Raw genomic sequence first — 19730 nt, 5'->3', positions numbered from 1 at the left:
TACCAAGCTGAAATACATATGACATTACTATAATTATTTTCTGACATTGATTACCGAGCCGGGCTTAACCCCAGCTGGCACAGATGCAATCTGCCCATCTAACCACTGCACTTTACCGCGCGGGCCGATCAATTCGCCGTTAAAACGGCGCAGTTGACGCGCCGCTGGCATCGATGCGACCGGCGCACTCGATTGCAACTGTTGCCGCTGTTCTGGCGTATAAAATAAGCGTCCCCATTCAGCCTGTACCGGGATTGCCCAGCAAACCAGTAATAAAAATCGAAGGTATTTCATCGCAACTCCGCTGGGCTTGGCTGAAGCGTTAACCACAGATACTCACAGTTCAGCACAATGCCACTGGGCTGGGCCAAGCGCATTTCGCAGCGCGCCGGTGCAATCAAGCCCGGCTGCTGCTCAAGCCACAGCGAAAAACTCGACAGCGCGTCTTCATCGCGCAATCGCAATTCAATATTGAGCGGACTGGCAAAAGTTTGTAAGTTCGCGATCGGCGCGGCCGCGAGCCAAGGCTGTGGCGCGTGTAATTGATACTGTAATTGCTGTTGTGGATGCTGTTGTCGATACCGCGCCAATGCCTGCAAATGCTCAGCTTGCTGCTCAGTACCGATTATTTGCTGGGCCAGCAGACGATTAAATGGCGCTTGATATTGCGCAATAGTTTGCCACGCCTGCTGGCGTTGCTGCACTTGCTGACGCCGCTGATCTAAAGTCTGCTGCAAGCGATCTTGCTGGTATTGGCTCCAATACCAATACCGCTGAGCGCCCCAGAGCAATACCCCAGCTACCAGCAGCGCAGCAAACAAGCAGCATACGGCCAAGCGCAGCGATTTTTCCAACGGCCAGAGCACCCGCTTCATTGCGCCTCCGGCGGCGGATTGGCCAAGGTCAATTGCAAGACAAAATCCATCGGCCAAGGCGCAGCAGATTCAGCAGCGTCATCCGCGCTGGCGCTCGTGCGCGCTTCAGTTGGGCTGGGCATCAGCGCCACTTTGGCATTGGGCCAGCGCTGCAATTGGGCGAGTAATTGCTCAATTTGCTGCCACGCTTGCTGCTCCGTCGCCAAAGGGCTGGCGCGCAAAGTCACTTTGATCTGCTGCGCACGCAGCGGCAACGTTGGGTCCGTGCTGGCGAGCAAGCCCGCCGTGCCGGTTTGCCACTGAAAATTAATTAATTGCAGCTGCGAAAACGGCGTCAACACCTGACTAAAACGCTGTGCGGCCTCTGTTGCACTCGGCCAATTGGCAAGGTCTCGCTGATACAGCTGTACCGCAGCTTGCATATGCACAGGATCAATGCGCTGACTCAAGGGCTGCAGCGCGGCCAATTGCTGGGTTTCATGCTCAATTTGCTGCTGTAAACTCGGCCATTGCGCTTGTATTTTTTGACCTTGCCATAGCGCCAAACCCAGCAGTATTGCCGCCAAAGCCACAATGGCAAAGGCGCAGAACTTAATACGTCTTGCCAACTGCCTTGAGCGCGCTAAACGCAGCACCGCAGGTGGCGCATATTGGTTCGGCACATTGAGCTGCAATAAAGCCGCCAGCAGCACATCCAGCCAACTTAAACCGCCGCTGGGTAATTGCAGTTTTTGCTGCAAAAAAGCCAAATCCACTTGCAAATCGAGCGTTAACTCGTCACCGCCAACGTCGCTATTGGCGGCAATTTGCCGTAACGCTTGGCTCATGCTGACGTCAAACAAGGCCCAAACGGGCAATACTTCGTCACGCGCCAAGACGCGCATTGTCGTTAAATACTGCCGAGCGCGATGCGCCTGTTCAATAATGCCCTGCGCTTGCGCCAATAAATTCGGCGTTACATCCAGATGACCCAAACGAGAGAACTGCAAGGTGCTGTCGACAAAATAGCTTTGCCGCAACGTCTCGGGTGTTGAACGCGACATAATTAATAAATGCGGACGATCCAAGCGTAATTTTTTTAATAGGTTTTCTGTCAACAGCGCCACGGAATACACGCCGGCAATCGCGCAGTTTGCCGTCAGTAAAGTGCTGATTAAAGCATCGAGCGGCGCTTCATTTAATAAAGCCGATAGCTGCAGTTGATCTTGCTGACCCGCTTGTTGCAAGACCCGCCCATAGCGATACGTCGTACCGCGATAGCGTTGCTCTAATTTACGCGCAATCAAGCGCTGCTGATCTTGACGCGTCAAATGCGGAATGACTTCTTGCTGAAAATCTTCCTCGCCCAAATCAGTCAACACATAAAATAAACCGTGCTGCTGCGCCAGCGAAAATTGCGCCAAGCTCGCCCGGCCTGCGGCGTCATGATTAAAATGCGCTAAGGGCCGAACGCCTTGGTTTGAAGCGCACAGCGCGGCGGTGTGGGTTGGCGTTAAAAGTAACACAATGCGTTTCATCGGATTTGACTCAAGGAATCAAAAATCGGCAACAAGATCGCCGACATCATCCATGCCAGCAGCAAGCCTAAAATCACCGTTAGCATCGGCTCGAGCAGCGTTTGCGCTTGCGCGACGGCCAATTTAATATCGCGCTGATAAAAATACGCCACATTATTTAAGGCTTGATCGAGCTGCCCCGTGGTTTCGCCAATATGCAGCATGCGCAGCACCAGCGGCGGGAAAAACCGCCGCTGAGCAAAGCTAGCGGCGAGCCCTTGCCCCTCGCTCATCGATTGTGTAATCCGCTTTAATGCCTCAGCCATCACCCGATGGCCCACCACGCCTTGGCAAATTCGCAGGCAATCCAAAATTGGAATTCCCGCGCGATACAGCAATGCAAAACAACTCGCAAACCGCGCCAAAATGATTTTTTGTTGAATCGGCCCCAGCACCGGTATTTGCAATTGCCAAGCCGCAAACCGATCGGCCCAAAGCGAGTCATGGCGCAGCAACCATACCAATCCGCCATACACCGCAGCGGCAATCAACAGCAGCAGCCACCAAAAATGCTGCAAAAAATCCGCCAGCGCCAATAGTAGCTGCGTATGCCAAGGAATTTTTTGCTGCATCGCTTGCAAAAATCCGAGTAATTGCGGGACTAAATACAGTAATAAAAACACCCCTACCGCCAAAATCAAACCAGCGACAAAGATCGGGTACAGCATGATTTTCTGACTGTGTTCGAGCAATTCATCTTGCCACTGAATCGACGCGCTTAAGCCGTTTAATACCGTCACCAATTGCCCGCTCACTTCGCCAGCGTGAATCAATTGCACAAACACCGCATCAAACACCAAAGGATGCGCCGCCAAGGCTTGCGACAATAAACGACCCCCTTCAATATCTTCGATCAGAGTCGCGAGCACTTCACGAAATCGAGGCTGATCTAGGCTATCGCGTAAATCAATTAAACCGGTCAGCAAGGGCACACCCGCGCCGAGTAGTTGCTCAAGATGAAAAGTAAACAGCATTAAATCACGACGACTAATCCGATCTCGCCGCCAAGGTCGGCGGCGGGCGGCGCGGGTTTTCGCGTCGATCAGCGTTAAGCCCAGACGCGACAAACGCGCTTCAATCTCGGCCAAATTGGCCGCATCCATCGCGCCACGCTCGATATGCCCTTGCTCATTCGCAGCACGATATTCAAACTGCATCAGCGTAAGCGCTCGCTCAAGTCCACCACTCGGCTAATTTCGTCCAGCGTCGACAGCCCTTCGCGAACGCGGCGGCAAGCATCATCGGCCAAACTGGTAAAGCCCTTACTGATGGCCAACTGGCGAATTTCTTTTAGCGTGGCGCGGCGAGCGATCAGCTCGTCTAAATCGGCGTCGAGTTTTAAAATCTCACTCACCGTACTGCGGCCTCGATAACCTTGCTGTGCACACGCCGCACAACCGACGGCCCGATAAAGCTGCATATCAGGGGTATCAATCTGCAATAACCGCCGTTCATCGTCATCGGGGCTATACCCCTCACGACAAGCCATACACAGCGTACGAACTAGCCGCTGCGCAATAATCGCCAGCATATTGCCCGAAAGAATATCGGGCAGCACGCCAATATCCAGTAAGCGCGGTAAAGCGCCAATGGCTGAATTACTGTGCAAGGTTGAATACACCAAATGCCCGGTCATCGCCGCCTGAAACGCCATTTCGGCGGTCTCATGATCGCGAATTTCACCCACTAAGATCACGTCGGGGTCTTGCCGCATCATCGAGCGAATGCCGTTGGCAAAATCCATTTTGGACGCGTCGCTAATCGACGTTTGCCGAATCAGCGGCAAGGGATATTCAACCGGATCTTCCAGCGTCATGATATTGAGCGCGACTGAATTGATGTGATTCAAAATCGAATACAAGGTGGTGGTTTTGCCCGATCCGGTGGGGCCGGTGAGTAAAATCATTCCGGCTGGCCGGCGGATCATTTGCTGTAAGAGGGCTAAATTGGCGGCACTTAAACCCAGCTCCAGCAAGCTGAGCAAGCCTTGCTGACGATCTAAAATCCGCAGCACCAGATTTTCGCCCCAACGGGTTGGCTGGGCCGAAACCCGAAAATCAATGGCTCGCCCAGCCAAAGTCAGCGAAATTCGTCCATCTTGCGCGGCGCGTGTTTCGGCAATATTCATTTGCGCCAGCACTTTTAGCCGCACCACCATCGCCGGCCAATAGGTTTTGTGCAGCGCCCGAATTTGCCGCAAGACGCCGTCAATTCGATAGCGAATTCGGACAAAAGACGACTCCGGCTCAAAATGAATATCCGACGCGCCGCAGCGCACAGCGTCGGCCAATAAAGCGTCCATTAAGCGCACCACCGGTTGCGAGTATTCAAATTGCGTGTGATTTAAGCTGCTGTAATCAATTTCACCGGTTTCGATTTCGCGCAAAATACCGTCAATCGACAACTCAAAACCATAATATTGATCAATGGCGCGGATTAAATCGGATTCGGCGGCCAACACCACTTCGATCTCAAATTGGCCTTGCGTATGTAACCGCAGCTGATCAATTTGTAATAAATGATTGGGATTGGCCATGGCGACAGTCAGTTTGGTTTGCGCTGGATTTAAGCCGATCGGCAAAATCAATAAGCGCTTGGCCATCACCTTCGGGAGCAAAGCAATCGCTCGCGCATCGCAAATCACCCGATTTAAATCAATACTGACTTGACCTAGATTTTCAGACAGTGCTTCGCGCAAAACGTGGTCGGATAAAAACCCCAAATCCACCAAAATCTTACCCAACAACAATCCTGATTGCCGCTGCTCAAGTAAAGCGATGCGCAGTTGATCATCAGAAATCAAGCCTTTATCGATTAATTGTTCGCCCAAGCGCCGTTTAGTGCTGTGCGGCATGTTGCGCCTCACTCGACAAGGGCTGCGCGCTTAATGCCGCAATCCGTTGCTGCACCGCCGAACGATCAAACGCCCCGACCCCTTGTAAGGCTTGTCGATAGTATTGCAGCGCCAATGTGGGCTGCTGCAAATGATCCAAACTCACCGCTAAATTAAATGCCGCCGTAGCGCTAGGGTATTGGCTATAGACGATAAAAAACTGCGCCTGCGCTTGGCTCCAGCGCTGCTCGCTGGCATAAAATTGCGCCAAAATCTGTGGGTCGGCTTGGCCGCTTTGTTCCAATTGCAAAATATCTTGCTCAGTCACCGCTTGCGGCAAAGCCAACAACGCCTGTTTGGCAGCGGCATCGTCAGGGTGCTGCTGCAAAATATGGCGATACAAGCTGTGCGCGCGCGTTGCATCACCGCGAATTTGCGCGATAGCCGCCAAACCCAAAGCGGCATCGCGCTGTCGCGGGTTTTGCTGCATGGCTTGCTGGTAATACTGCTCGGCCTGGGTAAATTCCCCCCGTTGGTAGGCTTGCCATGCTTGCTGTAATGGATCCATCGTGTTCACCGGCATCCGTTCAATCTGCATGACGCGGCGCGGCGACCCGATTGCCCGAACTGGCTGCACGCGGGCGTTAAATTGTGTTTGAGACGCTGAACGAGTAAGACCAATCGCTGCTGCTGGCGATTTAACTGGAGGGGTATTGGCATCCATGGCTTTGCTTGATGATGCTGCATCCATATACCCAGCTAATTGAGTGTCCAATGGCAATGCCGCCATCGTGACGACGGAGGCACTGGGGATCGCTTGACTAGAGACCGATTCACTCAAGGCGGATTCACGGGGCAGCGATGCGCTCGCCATCATCGGTGTTGCTGAGATTTGATACGGCAAAAACACCACCGCCAGCGCCAAGCCAAACAAGATGCCGCCACCGACAATCAGCCACGGCAAGCTTGTCGCCAGCGCACGCTTAATTTGGCTGACACGGTCTTTTTCCGCCGAATTGATCATCGTAGCGACCTGATTGAGCGCGCTTGAATCCGTCGCCGCCTTCGGTGATGCACGGTGCGCGGCATCCCAATGCGGCACTGCGGCCTCGTCCTGTCGCTCGGAGACGGCCTCGTCCTTGGCGTAATCTAAACTTGGCAAACTCATTGCGACTGCCCCGTCCAAGGGATCAGTCCACTGTGAAATGCGGATAATTCTTGCGCTGATTTTGGCTCAAAAAAATCGGCGCTTGGCAAAATACGCTGATCAACGCCTTGATCTTTAATCATGATCGGCCGCAAAAACACCACCAATTCGATTTTGCTGACTTTGTCGTCACGATAACTAAACGCATCCCCAATCCACGGCAAACGCGACAAACCCGGCACGCCTTGGCGTAAATTGACTTGTTTGTCTTGAATTAAGCCACCCAACACCGCGATTTGGCCGCTGGCAATTTTGAGCGTCGAATCAAACTCACGCACCTGTAATTCCGGCACCAAGCTTTTTAAGGCCATCTTGGTGGTCGATGCAATAATCGCCACCGCTGGATCTTCGACATAGCCGCTAACATTGGTAATGGTCGGCCGCACATTCATCGAAATCGCCCCCGACTCAGCAATCTGCGGCGTCACTTGCATCACCAAGCCCACTGGCACGGTATGCAGCACGCTCTCATACGCCGCTGGCGTAATAACGCCATTGGTGTCGGATGTGGCGGGCGTGACGGTCATGGTGAAATAAACCAGTTCTTCTACCACTTTCATCACCGCCGGCTGATTATTCAGCGCGGTAATTTTAGGGCTAGAGAGCACCCGGGTTTTGCCAAATTGCTCGAGTAATTTCACCGTGGCATTAAAGTTATTACTCTTGTAAGCCAATAAACTCACCGGCGCAGTCGCCAGATTATTGGCCAATACGCTTTGGCCAAAACTCCAGCCCGCACCTGAAGCGATTTGCGCCCAATCAATGCCGGCCTGATATTGGTCACTGAGCACCACTTCAACAATCGTGGCTTCAATCAAGACTTGCCGCTGCGCTGAGGCTTGAATTTTGGCCAGATATTCGGCGACTTTTTGCTGTGATTTTTGCGTTGCCCGAATGCTAATGGTGCCGGTTTCAGGATGAATGACTACCAAATTGGACACTGCCGCAACGGATGAAGCCGCCTGCACGGTTTGCTGCTGGATGGCGAGGGTTTCGGCTTGGATTTTATCGATTTGCGCCAGCGTTTTTTCTAGCTTGGCGCTGTGCTCGATGGCGGCAGTTTGCGCCTGAGCAGGGAGCACCGCTTGCTGGGCGGCGTATTGACTGAGTTTGCTTACTGCACCAGTTGGCGTTGGCTCAATTTTAATGTCGAGAATTTCTTTTAAATTACTTTCTAAGCGCTGCCAAAAGAGATTTTTCGACTCGCTATCAATCGCCGAAAACGAGGTACTACCGGTGCTATTGCTGGCGTTGCTGGCGTCTGAAACCGATTTCACTGAATTTAAAATATTTAAACTCGAGCGCATACTCCGCTGCAAATTAAAGTAATCGAGCTGATAAATTCGCAGCGTTGGCGTATCAGGAACAACGGTGAGCACACCATTGACCATGCTCCACCGAATATCGGTTTGCGCGGCAATTCGCTCTAAGATTTGTGGCAGCGTTTGATTAATCGCATTCAACGTCACCACGCCACTCACCGCCGGATGCACGTCAATATTGATGCGTGCATCTCGCGCTAAGGCAAACAATAAATCGTGTACGCCCAGCTGGCTGACCACCACGCTGTAAACCTCGAGTTGCTGGCGCGCATTGGGCTTGGGCAAAATCGGAATCGATGGCACCAGCTGCGGAATCGCGGCGATAGGCTCTGAAGCGACTGGGCTCGTTTGACTGATATGCCCAGTGGTTTGCAAACCGTTGGATGTTGAGCAAGCACTGCCAAATAACAAGAAACATCCCGCGATGCACAAAGCCTTTTTCATACTCAATTCTTTTTGTTAACTTACCTCAAGCTAGCATAGCTTTTAAAAATTGAAAGTTTCAGCGGCAGGCTTGTCAATCTAGTCGCGTAGCAACAACATTTCACCGCGCAACACACCGATCGTTTGGACTTTACTTTTACGCTGCGGATGCGCATGTTCAAGCCGCTGTGCCATGGCTTGCGCTTTGTTTATATCCGGATAAAGTCCAGCCAAAACGCCCCATGCCAAGCTGCCATTGAGTAAAGTCGGATACACCAACACCCGATTAGCGCCCAGATGGACTTCTAAATCACTCACTAACTGCTCTAAACGCAATAACTGATTTTGCGGCACTTTTGAAACCAAAATCGTCACGCTACTGGCATCCGCAGCGATCAATTTTTTATTTGAACGCATCACCCTTTCATTGAGCAATACCGGTGCGGTGGCGACACGCGCTTTGATTTCAGCGTTTTCACTGAGCGAAGCGAGCTTTGCCGATGTAGGCCACAGCAGTGGTGCGTTAATTTGCGATGCATTAGGATAAAAATGCCAAAATAGCAGCGACAAAGCCCCGATCAACAGTATTGCAAGCCATCGCCAAATCGGGCTAAAGCAAGTCCACGATGCAGACGGATCTTGCAATACGCTTTGCACATGCTTGGCCTCTACACGAACGGCATGATCGGTGCATGCCGCAAGCAGCGCCTGATCTGCAATCAAATTAATCTGCCGACTGAGCCCATGCGCCGCCTTAGCAATCAATTGCACTGCCGCCGCGCTAAACAAGGTTTCCCCTTGATAACCCGCTGCGGATAATCGACAAGCCAAATATTCAGTGACATCTTCTGTCGTGAATAAAGGCAAAACCAAGTTGTGACTGACTCGTTGCCGCAGCGAGCTAAACGCTGTATTCACCGACTGCTGCTCGAACTCTGGCCGCGCAAACAGTACCATTTGTAATAAGGGGCGCGATCTAACCGCCAAATCACTCAGTAAGCGCAATAGCTCAAACGATTCAAGCGGCATCGCATGCGCCGCATCCAGCAATAACACCACGCGTCGACCGGCGGCATGCCGACGGATCAGCTCAGTTTCGATTTGATCCATGACTTGATCGCAACTGCTTGCGTTGCGGTGGATCTGTAATTGCGCCGCAATCGTGATTAAAAACTCATGCTCAAGCGCAGCTTGATGGGACAAAAATATCGCATCAACCCGGCTCGATAGCCGTGCGAGCAACATTCGGCACAAGAGCGTTTTACCCGCACCGATTTCAGCGATCACTTGAATCAAGCCTTCTCCCGCCTCAATGGCACTCAGTACGGTATTGAGTACGTCGCCACGACCTGCGCCCAAGAAGAAAAAATCGGGATGCGAGGTCAAGCGAAACGGTGGGCTATGCAAACCAAAATACGTTTGATACAAAATGAAACCCCATCACATAAACCGCATTACAGCGGCTAAAAAATAAGATCTTGCCTGTCAAATAGCATAGCTTTTGTTTAAACAAATTGTAAGTATTCGTAAAGAAAGAATCTACGCCAGCAACACTTGCCAAGCATTGAGGGCAGGCAGCCGCAAGAGATACCTCAATTAGTCAGGTGTGAGAAAATTTATACACGGTATAATCGAGCTTTATGATTGAAGATCATACAAGCCAGTCATCAGCGCAATGACGGTGACGCGAGTTCTTTTGCTGCATCGCAGCATCAATAATGACCTCTAGCCTGTATACTTAGAAAGCCCTAAAATCCGTTTTCAATCACTCAGTTAAAATCCATGAACCTGCTTGAATTTCAAAATGTCAGCTTTTCCTATGCTGAAAACCAGATATTGCGCGACGTTTCTTTATCGGTACGCCGTGGTCAACTGGTGGCGATCATGGGCGGATCGGGTTCGGGTAAAACCACGCTGCTCAAATTAATTGGCGGCCAATTACAAGCACAAAAAGGTGCCATCTGGCTCGATGGACAAAATGTTGGCCAACTGAACGAGCACGATCTGTATCAAATGCGGCGTAAATTAGGCATGTTGTTTCAATTTGGGGCGTTATTTACTGATTTATCGGTGTTTGATAACGTGGCTTTTCCGCTGCGCGAGCGCACTCAATTGCCTGAATCGATGATTCAAGATTTGGTGCTGATGAAGCTCGAAGCGGTCGGTTTACGCGGCGCGGCGCAGCAAATGCCGTATGAATTATCCGGCGGCATGGCCAGACGCGTGGCTTTGGCGCGCGCCATTGCTTTAGACCCTGCGGTGATGCTGTATGACGAGCCGTTTACCGGTTTAGACCCAATTTCTTTGGCCACGGTGGGTAAGTTAATTCGTGAACTCAATGATGCCCTCGGTACGGCGTCGATTGTGGTGACGCATGATGTGGCCGAATCGCTGGCGATTGTCGATTACGTGTACTTCTTAGCCGATGGCTGCGTGGTGGCCGAAGGCACACCAGCAGAAGTCAAAGCGTCAACGCATCCCTTTGTGCAGCAATTTATCAATGCACGCCCCGATGGCCCTTTGCCATTTCATAAACCCGCTGCGCCGTATGCTGAACAACTGGGCTTGTCATGATCACGGCGCACACACAATCGCCGCGCAATGGCGGCAGGAGGTAGGGCTTGCTGTTTCATTTTTTTAGTCGTCTTGGCGCGCCACTGACCAACGTCTTGATTAAGCTAGGTTTTGCTTGCCGATTTTTAATCGCGATTTTGCGCCATTCTGCAAGCTGTCTGTTGCGCCCGCAATTGACGATGCGTGAAATTTGGTTTGCTGGTGTGTTATCGGTATTAATTATTTCGGTGTCGGGGCTATTTGTCGGCATGGTGTTGGCGTTACAAGGCTATGACACGCTACAACGCTTTGGCGCATCGAGCTCACTCGGAATTTTAGTGGCGTTATCTTTAGTTCGCGAATTGGGTCCGGTGGTTGCCGCGCTGCTTTTTGCTAGCCGCGCAGGCAGTGCCATCACCGCTGAAATTGGTTTAATGAAAACCACCGAGCAATTGTCAGCCATGGAAATGATGGCGGTTAATCCGATTGCCCGCGTAGTTGCGCCGCGCTTTTGGGGTGGCGTGATTTCAATGCCTTTACTGGCAGCGATCTTTAGCGCCATGGGGATTTTTGGCGGTTACTTGGTCGGCGTGCACTTATTGGGCTTGGACGACGGTAGTTTTTGGTCACAAATGCAAGGGGCGGTCGATTTTCGCCTTGATGTAATGAATGGCATCATCAAAAGTATTTTCTTTGGTTTTGCCGTTTCTTTAATCGCCGTTTTTGAAGGCTACGATGCACCGCCCACCGCAGAAGGTGTGTCGCGGGCAACGACGCGTACGGTAGTGACGAGTTCTTTAGTTATTTTGGCGCTGGACTTTATTTTGACCGCGTTTATGTTCCGAGGGGTTTAATAGTGAAACGAGGCATGATTGATTTTTGGGTGGGTTTGTTTGCCGCAGCCGGCATTGCCGCCCTGTTGTTTTTAGCGTTACAAGTCAGTAGCTCCAGCAGTTTACCCGCGACATCGAGCTATGAATTAAGCGCTGACTTTGAAAACATCGGCGGGCTCAAACCGCGCGCACCGATTAAAAGCGCCGGGGTAGTCGTTGGTCGCGTCAGCAGCATTAGCTTTGATAACGAGCGCTATGTCGCCAAAGTCGAAATGGCGATGGATAGCCGTTACCATTTTAGTAAAGACAGCTCGGCAGAGATTCTGACTTCAGGTCTATTGGGCGAGCAATATATCGGCATCACCCCAGGCGCAGACGAGAAAAACCTCGTCAATGGCGATCGTTTTAAAGTCACTTCTTCGGCCATTGTGCTGGAACAACTCATTAGTCGCTTTTTATTTAGCCAAGGCGACAAAGCCACCAACTCGGAGCAATAAAGTATGAATTCTTTTTTGAGTAAATTATTACTTCTTACCACATTAAGTTTTACCACTGCAGTCAGCGTTGCTAACGACACCCCAGAACAAATCGTGCGTAGCACCAGCAAAGACGTGCTCGATATCATTAAAAAAAATGACAAAGACAATAGCAAAATGCGCGATTTAGTCGATCAACGCCTATCGCCATTGGCCGACTACAATCGGATGACGTCGCTGGCGGTGGGTCGTTACTGGAAAAGCGCGACGCCCGCGCAGCAAGACGCGATTAGCAAAGAATTTCGCACCATGATGATTCGCACCTATTTGTCGGCGCTCACTTTATATAAAAACGCACAAATCAATGTGCGTGGTACGCGTGCTGGCAACGACGCTAGCGAGCAAACCGTGCGTACCGAAGTGAGCTTGCCGGGGCAAAAACCCATTCCGCTGGATTTTAGCTTTGAAAAAATTGGCAGCGAATGGAAGGTGTTTGATATCAGCGTTGAGGGCATTAGCTTTATCAATAATCATCGCAACCAATTTGGCGCAGTGATTCGCAAAGATGGCATTGATGGTTTGATTAAATCGCTCAGCGAAAAAAATAACACTTCACGTCAAAGCAAATGAAGACCGAAATCCGTATCGGCGCTCAATTAAACTTTGCGAGTAGCCCTGCCGCGCTCAATCTGCTCGACGCCTCGCTATCGCAAGCCGAGCTCACGCTCGATTTTAGCGATGTAACGCAAGTCGATTCGAGCGCCGTGGCCTTGCTGCTTGAATGGCAGCGCCGCGCCAACGCGGCACAATGCCAATTACGGCTAATTCATTTACCTGAAAATCTACTACAACTCATTGCCGTTTATGGCTTAAGTCATTTTTTTTATCATGCGACGTAAAGCAAATCGGGCTGAAAAAAAATGACTTCTATACTTTATCCATCTACCCGCTTTTTTGAGTCTGCCATGCTACGCCGCCTGATTGCTGTACCTTTATTGATGCTCGGCGCTTGTGCTACGCCGCAAAATAATTACGACCCACTCGAACCGATCAATCGCCCCATTTATCAAATGAATAAAGCGGTAGACGATGCGGTATTGCGCCCAGTGGCCAAAGGTTATGTGCGCTTTGTGCCGCCACCGCTGCGTAAAGGCGTGGATAACTTCTTTGAAAATATCGATGATTTATTCAGCATTCCCGCCGCCCTATTACAAGGCAAAGCCACGCCAGCGTCGAAAAGCTTTGGCCGCGTTTTGGTCAATTCAACCGTGGGCCTGGGCGGCCTCATTGATTGGGCCAGTGATTTACCGATTGAAAAACAAAATGAAGATCTAGGCCAAACCCTCGGTTATTGGGGTCTGCCTACTGGGCCTTATTTGATGGTGCCATTTTATGGCCCGACCACCTTGCGCGATAGCGTAGAGCCTTTGTCGCGCTTTATCTGGGGGCCGATTGACTACGCCGATGATTTAGCCGGGCAAATCGCTTATTACAGCGTCTACATCGTCAACGCCCGCGCGCAAATTTTGCCTTTAGACAAAATCATCGACGAGCAAGTGGATCCCTACGCGTTTATCCGCGACAGCTATTTACAGCGCCGTTGGTTTAAAATTCACGATGGCAACCCACCGTTTCCTTTACCCATGGGCTCTGCGGACGACTTAGACGCTGATGCAGGCCCTGAAAAAGCACTGAATGCCAGCGCCCCAACTGCAGTCACTCCGGAAACCCCATGAGCGCGATTATTTTTGATCGAGTCAGTAAACAATTTGGCGACTTTACCGCGCTGAACGACATTAGTTTTCGCGTTGAAGAAGGCGATTTTTTCGCCCTACTTGGCCCCAATGGCGCGGGCAAAACCACGCTGATTTCTATTCTTGCTGGCCTGAGTAAAGCCAGCCAAGGGCACACCAGCGTCATGGGCTACGACGTCAGCAGCGATTACCGTCAAGCGCGGCGTGCCGTCGGTATCGTGCCGCAAGAATTGGTGTTTGATCCTTTTTTTACCGTGCGCGAAACCTTGCAATTTCAATCGGGTTATTTTGGCTTAAAAAATAACAACGCTTGGATTGACGATATTCTCGAAAACCTCGGCCTAACGAGTAAAGCCGACGCCAATATGCGCGCCCTATCTGGGGGTATGAAGCGCCGCGTCATGGTAGCTCAAGCCTTGGTGCATAAACCCCCTGTTATCGTGCTTGATGAACCGACCGCAGGGGTCGATGTCGAGTTACGGCAAACATTGTGGGCCTTTATTCGCAGCCTGAATCAAGCTGGCCACACCATTGTGCTCACCACACACTACCTTGAAGAAGCGCAAACGCTGTGCAATCGCATCGCCATGCTCAAGCAAGGCCGCCTACTGGCCCTAGAAAACAAAGAGCAAATCATGAGCCGAGGCGCCGCGCGCACCGCACTGATCAAGCTCACTGCCGGACAATGGCCGGCGGCTTTGCAGTCGCTGTTACTGCGCGAGCGCGACAATGGCTTTGAAATCAAACTGGCGGACTGCAATGCACTGGAGCATATTTTAATGACCTTGCGCCAAGCAGGTCTCACGCTCAAAGACATTGAGATTGCCCAAGCTGATTTAGAAGACATTTTCGTTCAAATGATGAGTGCTTAACCGCGCACCACCGCCCCCTTACCGCATCACCTTAGGCAACGACAATGACCGGCTTTTACACGCTGTTTTATAAAGAAATATTACGTTTTTGGAAGGTTGGCTTTCAAACCGTCGCCGCGCCGATTTTAACGGCCTTGATGTATTTACTGGTGTTTTCACAAGTCTTAGCCGATCGCGTTCAGCCTTTAGCAGGCGTGAGCTATACCGCGTTTTTGATTCCCGGTTTAATGATGATGAGCATGCTGCAAAATGCTTTTGCCAATACCAGCTCGAGTATTATTCAATCCAAAATCACCGGCAGCATGGTGTTTGTTTTGCTACCACCGTTGTCGCACTTTGAGTTTTTCTCGGCCTATACGCTGGCCGCGATTGTACGTGGGCTGGTAGTCGGTCTAGGGGTATCGCTCACGGCACTAATATTTGACTTGCCTAGCCTTAAATACCCCCTATGGATTTTAACTTTTGCGCTATTAGGCTGCGGCATTATGGCAGTATTGGGCATGATTGCTGGGATTTGGGCCGAAAAATTTGATCAGCTGGCCGCGTTTCAAAACTTTTTGATTATGCCGCTGACTTTTTTATCTGGCGTGTTTTACTCGATTCATAGCTTGCCGCCATTTTGGCAGCACGTTTCGCACTTTAATCCGGTTTTTTATATGATTGACGGCTTTCGCTACGGATTTTTTGGTCAAAGTGATGTCAATCCCTGGCTTTCTTTGTCCGTAGTCGGATTTAGTTTACTTATTCTCGCCGCAATGGCCTTCTCCTTGATAAAATCGGGATACAAAATTCGCCGCTAACTTTTTACTCCAGCGATAATTTCATCGCCTAGAGTCGATTTGACCCCCTAAAGAGCATCATGACGCCAGAACAAGTACAAGCCCTTATTGCCCAAATCCTACCTTGCGAACAGCTCGATGTTGAAGGCGATGGTCATCATTTTTATGCCACGATTGTCTCAAGCCGCTTTGAAGGTTTGGGTTTATTGGCGCGGCATCGCTTAATCAACGACGGCCTAAAAGCCCATATCGACTCAGGCGAGCTGCACGCAATTTCAATGCGCGCGACCCTCACACCGGCTGAAATGGCCAAACGTTAATGGCCAACCCCGATAAACGTTTTGATTTATCGGCCATTGATGACGCCAAAGCCGTTATTGAACAAGCCAAAATCGACGCCAAAAAACCCCAAGATCGCCGTAGCATGGGCCGTTTAGTTGCACTGAGCAATTTGCCATGGCTAATGGGTATTGTTGCTTGGGTGTGGTGGACTTGGTTTAAATAAAACTTCACCGTCGCCAAGCCACTGCCAGCCAGCATGCGATCTCGCATTCGATGCTGCGTAAGCCATGCGCCGACGGATTTCATTGCCTATTTCGTTTTTAGAGAATTGATACATCATGGACAAATTAAGAATTATTGGTGGTCACCCACTGGCCGGTGAAATTACTATTTCTGGCGCAAAAAACGCCGCACTGCCAATTTTATGCGCCTGTTTACTGACTGCTGATACATTGCGCTTGACCAATGTGCCGCAATTGGCTGATGTGAAAACCACGCAAAAATTACTGCAAGGCATGGGCGTTCGCGTGATGACCGATAACGTCCATGAGTACGAGCTCACTGCCGCAGAACTGACTAGCCTCACTGCGCCGTATGAATTGGTTAAAACCATGCGCGCTTCAATTTTGGTCCTTGGCCCAACGTTGGCTCGCTTTGGTGAAGCGCAAGTGTCATTACCCGGCGGTTGCGCCATTGGCGCACGCCCTGTTGATCAGCACATCAAAGGCCTTGAAGCCATGGGCGCTGAGATCACCATTGAGCATGGCTACGTCAAAGCCAAAGGCCGCCTCAAAGGTGCGCGCATTGTATGCGATATGGTCACCGTCACCGGCACCGAAAACTTATTGATGGCGGCCACGCTAGCTGATGGGATTACCGTGATCGAAAATGCGGCACGTGAACCCGAAGTCGTTGATTTGGCGGAATGCCTGATCAAAATGGGCGCCAAAATCACCGGCCACGGTACCGACACCATTACCATTGAAGGCGTTGCCAGCTTGCATGGCGCAGAACACGCCATCATCGCCGACCGAATTGAAACCGGCACCTTCTTAGTCGCTGCCGCCGCCGCGCAAGGCAAAATTTTACTCAAAAATACCCGCGCTGATATTCTCGACGCCGTTCTGGATAAATTACGCGAAGCAGGCGCTTATATCGAAGCCGGTGAAACGTGGATTTCACTCGAAATGAAACACCGCGCTCGCGCAGTGAATTTACGCACGCTGCCGTATCCGGCCTTCCCAACCGATATGCAAGCGCAGTTTATGATGCTCAATTGTATTGCTGAAGGCACCGGCGTGGTGACTGAAACGATTTTTGAAAATCGCTTTATGCACGCCCCGGAATTGGTCCGGATGGGCGCAAAAATTAATACCGAAGGCAATACTGCCATCATCACCGGCGTTGAAAAACTCTCTGGTGCCGTGGTGATGGCCACTGATTTACGCGCTTCAGCCAGCTTAGTGATCGCCGGTTTGATTGCCGAAGGCGAAACCATTGTCGATCGCATCTACCATCTTGATCGCGGCTATGAGCATATTGAAACCAAACTCGCTGGCATTGGCGCAAGTATTGAGCGATTCCATTAATGTTCAATATCAACCCCAAGCCGGCAGGACAAGACAGCGACGGCAAAGTCAAACCACCGACGCAGGCAGAAAAAACCAGCGCCGTGATTTTGCATTTGTCCGGGCTATCTTGGTTACCGATTATGCCGCTGCAAGTGTTGGCACTGATCATTCCTTTTTTAGGTTTGCAATTTGCCCGCGCGCACTCGGAATTTGTTGAACAACACGCGGTGCAAGTGTGTAATTTTCAAATGCTAATGGCGTGTTTTTATGTCTTGGCGCTGATTGCAACTTTGTTCTTTAAAACGCCCATTTTTATTTGGTGGGTTGCCATTGGTGCGTCTTTGTTTTCGGTGTGGGAAGCGGCCAAAGCGATGAACGGTTGGCCTGCCAAATACCCTGCCGGCCTCAAACTATTTAAATAAAACCGTGGCGCTTGCGCCACTGCTGGAACCCTAATGATTACGATCGCGCTATCGAAAGGCCGTATTTTTGAAGAAACGCTACCGCTATTGGCTGCGGCAGGAATTGTGCCCAGTGAAGCCCCCGAAAGCACCCGCAAGCTGATCATCGGCACCAACCAAGCCGATGTGCAGCTGATTATCGTTCGTGCTTCCGATGTGCCAACTTATGTGCAATACGGCGCGGCCGATTTAGGCGTTGCCGGTAAAGATGTGTTGATCGAGCATGGCGGCCAAGGTTTGTATCAGCCACTGGATTTAGAAATCGCCAAATGCAGCCTGATGGTGGCAGTGCAAAATGGCTTTGATTATGCTGAAGCGGTGAAACAAGGCGCGCGTTTACGCATTGCCACCAAATACACCGAGCAGGCTAAAGAGCATTTTGCCAGCAAAGGCGTGCATATCGATTTAATCAAACTGTATGGTTCAATGGAATTAGCGCCCTTAGTCGGCTTGGCCGACGCCATTGTCGATCTGGTTTCGACCGGCAGTACGCTCAAAGCCAATGATTTAGTAGCGGTTGAGCATATTCGTGATATTTCAAGTCGTTTGGTCATTAATCAATCGGCACTCAAACTCAAGCAGGCGCGAATTCAACCCATGCTCGACGCGTTTACGACAACGGTTAATAGCCGGAAAAACTAAGCACGATGCCGTGGCGAAATTGGATTAGTTGGCGCAAAGCGCCATTTTATGCGCTGGCCATGATGTTTTGCTGGCCATGGCTATTGCAACTTTTCACCTTTACTCATATTAATGAGCGGCTGATTGTTTTTATCGTTGCCATTTACGCCAATTATTTTTACTTTATTTTTAGTATTGCCAAAGGGCAGCGCCTAAGCGATGGCGTGACCCCAGCGCATGCGGTTTGGTTGTTTGTCTTAAGCAATATCATTTTGGCCATGGTGTTTGCGATTGGTTGGCATCATTTTGCTGTATTTGGTCCACCGCTGCACTGCCTCAAAGCGCCAACTTTACTGCAAGCGATTTATTTCTCTGCCGAAATTTTTTCTACCGTCGGTTTTGGCGATTTACTGCCGTGCTCTGACCAAGGACAAATGTTATTTATTGCCGAGTCGCTGATTGGAACCACGCATTTTGGCGTATTTATGACGCTCATCTTTAGTCGGGTGATTTTTCCGCAGTCCAAACCCAAAACGCCGCGTAAGCCCAAAATCGACCCCACAACCGAACTCAGTCACGATCACGCGGTCAGTCAAACTGACCACCCCACTACTTCGAATTTATGAGGCCTTGCGAGATGAAACCCTCAACTGCATCCAATACCAAAACCCCGTTTATTTCCAAAATTATTTTTAATAGCCGCTGGCTACAACTGCCGATTTACTTAGGACTGATCATCGTACAGGGCGTGTATGCCTATAAGTTTTTAGCCGCTCTTTTTAATATGCTGATGAATTTAACCTCATTGAGCGAAACCCAAATTATGCTCGCCGTATTGGGTTTAATCGACGTGGTGATGATCGCCAATTTATTGCTCATGGTCACCGTTGGCGGCTATGAAACCTTTGTTTCTCGACTGCATATTGATAGTGATCCAGACCAACCCGAATGGCTAAATCACGTGAATGCCACGGTACTTAAAGTCAAACTCTCGATGGCGATTATCAGCATTTCGTCGATCCACCTATTGCAGACCTTTATCAACGCGGCACAAACCTCAGAGGCCACGATGAAATGGCAAGTGATTATTCATTTGTCTTTCCTGGTGTCTGCTGCGGCGCTCGCTTACACCGATAAACTGCTGCATTCGGTATCTAACCCGCACTAAACACCGCACCGCATACCCCGCGTCGTCCATCAATGACGGCGCGGGGTATGCGGCATCGAGCACGGCATCAAAAACAAACCACCACAGCCAAAGCGCCTTCAATCACGCCAATATTGAGTCTGGCGCTTACATGACAATTCGCTG

The 19730-nt window shown here is 50.6% G+C and carries 23 protein-coding genes; 15 read left to right on the top strand and 8 right to left on the bottom strand.

Features of this window, described 5'->3' with window-relative positions; genetic code table 11:
• Positions 1 to 33: 33 nt before the first annotated feature.
• From LG219_RS09760 to LG219_RS09725, 8 genes are all read right to left on the bottom strand, one after another.
• The gene (locus tag LG219_RS09760) at positions 34 to 294 is read right to left on the bottom strand and encodes a hypothetical protein (protein ID WP_226764299.1); all 261 of its coding nucleotides are present in this window, start codon (positions 292 to 294) and stop codon (positions 34 to 36) included.
• Entirely contained in the window at positions 291 to 875 is a 585-nt protein-coding gene (locus LG219_RS09755; RefSeq protein ID WP_226764298.1) for a hypothetical protein, read from the bottom strand. The genes LG219_RS09760 and LG219_RS09755 overlap by 4 nt, the downstream gene beginning before the upstream one ends.
• Entirely contained in the window at positions 872 to 2392 is a 1521-nt protein-coding gene (locus tag LG219_RS09750) for a hypothetical protein (protein WP_226764297.1), read from the bottom strand. The genes LG219_RS09755 and LG219_RS09750 overlap by 4 nt, the downstream gene beginning before the upstream one ends.
• The gene (locus LG219_RS09745; protein ID WP_226764296.1) at positions 2389 to 3588 is read right to left on the bottom strand and encodes a type II secretion system F family protein; all 1200 of its coding nucleotides are present in this window, start codon (positions 3586 to 3588) and stop codon (positions 2389 to 2391) included. Before LG219_RS09745 ends, LG219_RS09750 begins: the two co-directional genes overlap by 4 nt.
• Positions 3588 to 5285, bottom strand: coding sequence for a GspE/PulE family protein (locus LG219_RS09740; RefSeq protein ID WP_226764295.1), 1698 nt, complete (start codon positions 5283 to 5285; stop codon positions 3588 to 3590). Before LG219_RS09740 ends, LG219_RS09745 begins: the two co-directional genes overlap by 1 nt.
• On the bottom strand, positions 5269 to 6432 hold the full coding sequence (locus LG219_RS09735) for a tetratricopeptide repeat protein (RefSeq protein WP_226764294.1): 1164 nt from the start codon (positions 6430 to 6432) through the stop codon (positions 5269 to 5271). Before LG219_RS09735 ends, LG219_RS09740 begins: the two co-directional genes overlap by 17 nt.
• Positions 6429 to 8237: a pilus (MSHA type) biogenesis protein MshL gene (locus LG219_RS09730; protein ID WP_226764293.1), complete on the bottom strand. Its 1809-nt coding sequence runs from the start codon at positions 8235 to 8237 to the stop codon at positions 6429 to 6431. Before LG219_RS09730 ends, LG219_RS09735 begins: the two co-directional genes overlap by 4 nt.
• Positions 8238 to 8315: 78 nt before the next feature.
• Positions 8316 to 9644 carry an ExeA family protein gene (locus LG219_RS09725; RefSeq protein WP_226764292.1) on the bottom strand — a complete coding sequence of 443 codons (1329 nt, stop codon included), beginning with the start codon at positions 9642 to 9644 and terminating at the stop codon, positions 8316 to 8318.
• A gap of 354 nt (positions 9645 to 9998) precedes the next feature.
• Between LG219_RS09725 and LG219_RS09720 the strand changes: the two genes are divergently transcribed.
• The 15 genes from LG219_RS09720 (at position 9999) to LG219_RS09650 (ending at position 19586) form a co-directional block, all read left to right on the top strand.
• On the top strand, positions 9999 to 10790 hold the full coding sequence (locus tag LG219_RS09720; RefSeq protein WP_226764291.1) for an ABC transporter ATP-binding protein: 792 nt from the start codon (positions 9999 to 10001) through the stop codon (positions 10788 to 10790).
• A 47-nt stretch (positions 10791 to 10837) separates the two neighbouring features.
• On the top strand, positions 10838 to 11623 hold the full coding sequence (gene mlaE / locus LG219_RS09715) for a lipid asymmetry maintenance ABC transporter permease subunit MlaE (RefSeq protein WP_226764290.1): 786 nt from the start codon (positions 10838 to 10840) through the stop codon (positions 11621 to 11623).
• Positions 11624 to 11625: 2 nt separating this feature from the next.
• Complete coding sequence (gene mlaD / locus LG219_RS09710; RefSeq protein WP_226764289.1) at positions 11626 to 12099, top strand: outer membrane lipid asymmetry maintenance protein MlaD; 474 nt, start codon at positions 11626 to 11628, stop codon at positions 12097 to 12099.
• A gap of 3 nt (positions 12100 to 12102) precedes the next feature.
• Positions 12103 to 12708: an MlaC/ttg2D family ABC transporter substrate-binding protein gene (locus LG219_RS09705; protein ID WP_226764288.1), complete on the top strand. Its 606-nt coding sequence runs from the start codon at positions 12103 to 12105 to the stop codon at positions 12706 to 12708.
• Positions 12705 to 12977, top strand: a complete 273-nt coding sequence (locus LG219_RS09700) for an STAS domain-containing protein (RefSeq protein WP_226764287.1) — start codon at positions 12705 to 12707, stop codon at positions 12975 to 12977. Before LG219_RS09705 ends, LG219_RS09700 begins: the two co-directional genes overlap by 4 nt.
• A gap of 21 nt (positions 12978 to 12998) precedes the next feature.
• Positions 12999 to 13814 carry an MlaA family lipoprotein gene (locus tag LG219_RS09695; protein ID WP_226764286.1) on the top strand — a complete coding sequence of 272 codons (816 nt, stop codon included), beginning with the start codon at positions 12999 to 13001 and terminating at the stop codon, positions 13812 to 13814.
• Positions 13811 to 14704 (top strand): ABC transporter ATP-binding protein, encoded by an 894-nt coding sequence (locus LG219_RS09690; RefSeq protein ID WP_226764285.1) that lies wholly within the window; start codon positions 13811 to 13813, stop codon positions 14702 to 14704. The genes LG219_RS09695 and LG219_RS09690 overlap by 4 nt, the downstream gene beginning before the upstream one ends.
• 44 nt (positions 14705 to 14748) lie before the next feature.
• Positions 14749 to 15504: an ABC transporter permease gene (locus LG219_RS09685; RefSeq protein ID WP_226764284.1), complete on the top strand. Its 756-nt coding sequence runs from the start codon at positions 14749 to 14751 to the stop codon at positions 15502 to 15504.
• A gap of 56 nt (positions 15505 to 15560) precedes the next feature.
• Positions 15561 to 15803, top strand: coding sequence for a BolA family protein (locus LG219_RS09680; protein WP_226764369.1), 243 nt, complete (start codon positions 15561 to 15563; stop codon positions 15801 to 15803).
• Entirely contained in the window at positions 15803 to 15988 is a 186-nt protein-coding gene (locus tag LG219_RS09675; protein ID WP_226764283.1) for a hypothetical protein, read from the top strand. Before LG219_RS09680 ends, LG219_RS09675 begins: the two co-directional genes overlap by 1 nt.
• 115 nt (positions 15989 to 16103) lie before the next feature.
• Positions 16104 to 17354, top strand: a complete 1251-nt coding sequence (murA, locus tag LG219_RS09670; RefSeq protein ID WP_226764282.1) for a UDP-N-acetylglucosamine 1-carboxyvinyltransferase — start codon at positions 16104 to 16106, stop codon at positions 17352 to 17354.
• Positions 17354 to 17758 (top strand): DUF4870 domain-containing protein, encoded by a 405-nt coding sequence (locus LG219_RS09665; protein WP_226764281.1) that lies wholly within the window; start codon positions 17354 to 17356, stop codon positions 17756 to 17758. The genes murA and LG219_RS09665 overlap by 1 nt, the downstream gene beginning before the upstream one ends.
• Before the next feature lie 33 nt (positions 17759 to 17791).
• A complete protein-coding gene (gene hisG, locus LG219_RS09660; protein WP_226764280.1) occupies positions 17792 to 18439 on the top strand; it encodes an ATP phosphoribosyltransferase in 648 nt (215 codons plus the stop codon).
• Positions 18440 to 18444: 5 nt separating this feature from the next.
• Positions 18445 to 19044 (top strand): ion channel, encoded by a 600-nt coding sequence (locus tag LG219_RS09655; protein WP_226764279.1) that lies wholly within the window; start codon positions 18445 to 18447, stop codon positions 19042 to 19044.
• An 11-nt stretch (positions 19045 to 19055) separates the two neighbouring features.
• On the top strand, positions 19056 to 19586 hold the full coding sequence (locus LG219_RS09650; protein WP_226764278.1) for a TIGR00645 family protein: 531 nt from the start codon (positions 19056 to 19058) through the stop codon (positions 19584 to 19586).
• The last annotated feature ends 144 nt before the right edge of the window (positions 19587 to 19730 follow it).

The organism is Deefgea salmonis (assembly GCF_020531905.1).
In the GTDB taxonomy this organism is placed as follows: domain Bacteria; phylum Pseudomonadota; class Gammaproteobacteria; order Burkholderiales; family Chitinibacteraceae; genus Deefgea; species Deefgea salmonis.
This window is presented reverse-complemented; position numbering and strand designations above follow the sequence as displayed.

Excerpts from the sequence above, each read along its gene's own strand:
- LG219_RS09675 (WP_226764283.1), top strand. The coding sequence starts at position 15,803 with ATGGCCAACCCCGATAAACGTTTTGATTTATCGGCCATTGATGACGCC.
- LG219_RS09695 (WP_226764286.1), top strand. The coding sequence starts at position 12,999 with ATGACTTCTATACTTTATCCATCTACCCGCTTTTTTGAGTCTGCCATG.
- LG219_RS09730 (WP_226764293.1), bottom strand. The coding sequence starts at position 8,237 with ATGAAAAAGGCTTTGTGCATCGCGGGATGTTTCTTGTTATTTGGCAGT.
- LG219_RS09655 (WP_226764279.1), top strand. The coding sequence starts at position 18,445 with ATGCCGTGGCGAAATTGGATTAGTTGGCGCAAAGCGCCATTTTATGCG.
- murA (WP_226764282.1), top strand. The coding sequence starts at position 16,104 with ATGGACAAATTAAGAATTATTGGTGGTCACCCACTGGCCGGTGAAATT.
- LG219_RS09650 (WP_226764278.1), top strand. The coding sequence starts at position 19,056 with ATGAAACCCTCAACTGCATCCAATACCAAAACCCCGTTTATTTCCAAA.
- LG219_RS09685 (WP_226764284.1), top strand. The coding sequence starts at position 14,749 with ATGACCGGCTTTTACACGCTGTTTTATAAAGAAATATTACGTTTTTGG.
- LG219_RS09745 (WP_226764296.1), bottom strand. The coding sequence starts at position 3,588 with ATGCAGTTTGAATATCGTGCTGCGAATGAGCAAGGGCATATCGAGCGT.
- LG219_RS09750 (WP_226764297.1), bottom strand. The coding sequence starts at position 2,392 with ATGAAACGCATTGTGTTACTTTTAACGCCAACCCACACCGCCGCGCTG.
- LG219_RS09665 (WP_226764281.1), top strand. The coding sequence starts at position 17,354 with ATGTTCAATATCAACCCCAAGCCGGCAGGACAAGACAGCGACGGCAAA.
- LG219_RS09700 (WP_226764287.1), top strand. The coding sequence starts at position 12,705 with ATGAAGACCGAAATCCGTATCGGCGCTCAATTAAACTTTGCGAGTAGC.
- LG219_RS09690 (WP_226764285.1), top strand. The coding sequence starts at position 13,811 with ATGAGCGCGATTATTTTTGATCGAGTCAGTAAACAATTTGGCGACTTT.
- LG219_RS09720 (WP_226764291.1), top strand. The coding sequence starts at position 9,999 with ATGAACCTGCTTGAATTTCAAAATGTCAGCTTTTCCTATGCTGAAAAC.
- LG219_RS09740 (WP_226764295.1), bottom strand. The coding sequence starts at position 5,285 with ATGCCGCACAGCACTAAACGGCGCTTGGGCGAACAATTAATCGATAAA.
- LG219_RS09755 (WP_226764298.1), bottom strand. The coding sequence starts at position 875 with ATGAAGCGGGTGCTCTGGCCGTTGGAAAAATCGCTGCGCTTGGCCGTA.
- LG219_RS09705 (WP_226764288.1), top strand. The coding sequence starts at position 12,103 with ATGAATTCTTTTTTGAGTAAATTATTACTTCTTACCACATTAAGTTTT.
- LG219_RS09735 (WP_226764294.1), bottom strand. The coding sequence starts at position 6,432 with ATGAGTTTGCCAAGTTTAGATTACGCCAAGGACGAGGCCGTCTCCGAG.
- LG219_RS09760 (WP_226764299.1), bottom strand. The coding sequence starts at position 294 with ATGAAATACCTTCGATTTTTATTACTGGTTTGCTGGGCAATCCCGGTA.
- hisG (WP_226764280.1), top strand. The coding sequence starts at position 17,792 with ATGATTACGATCGCGCTATCGAAAGGCCGTATTTTTGAAGAAACGCTA.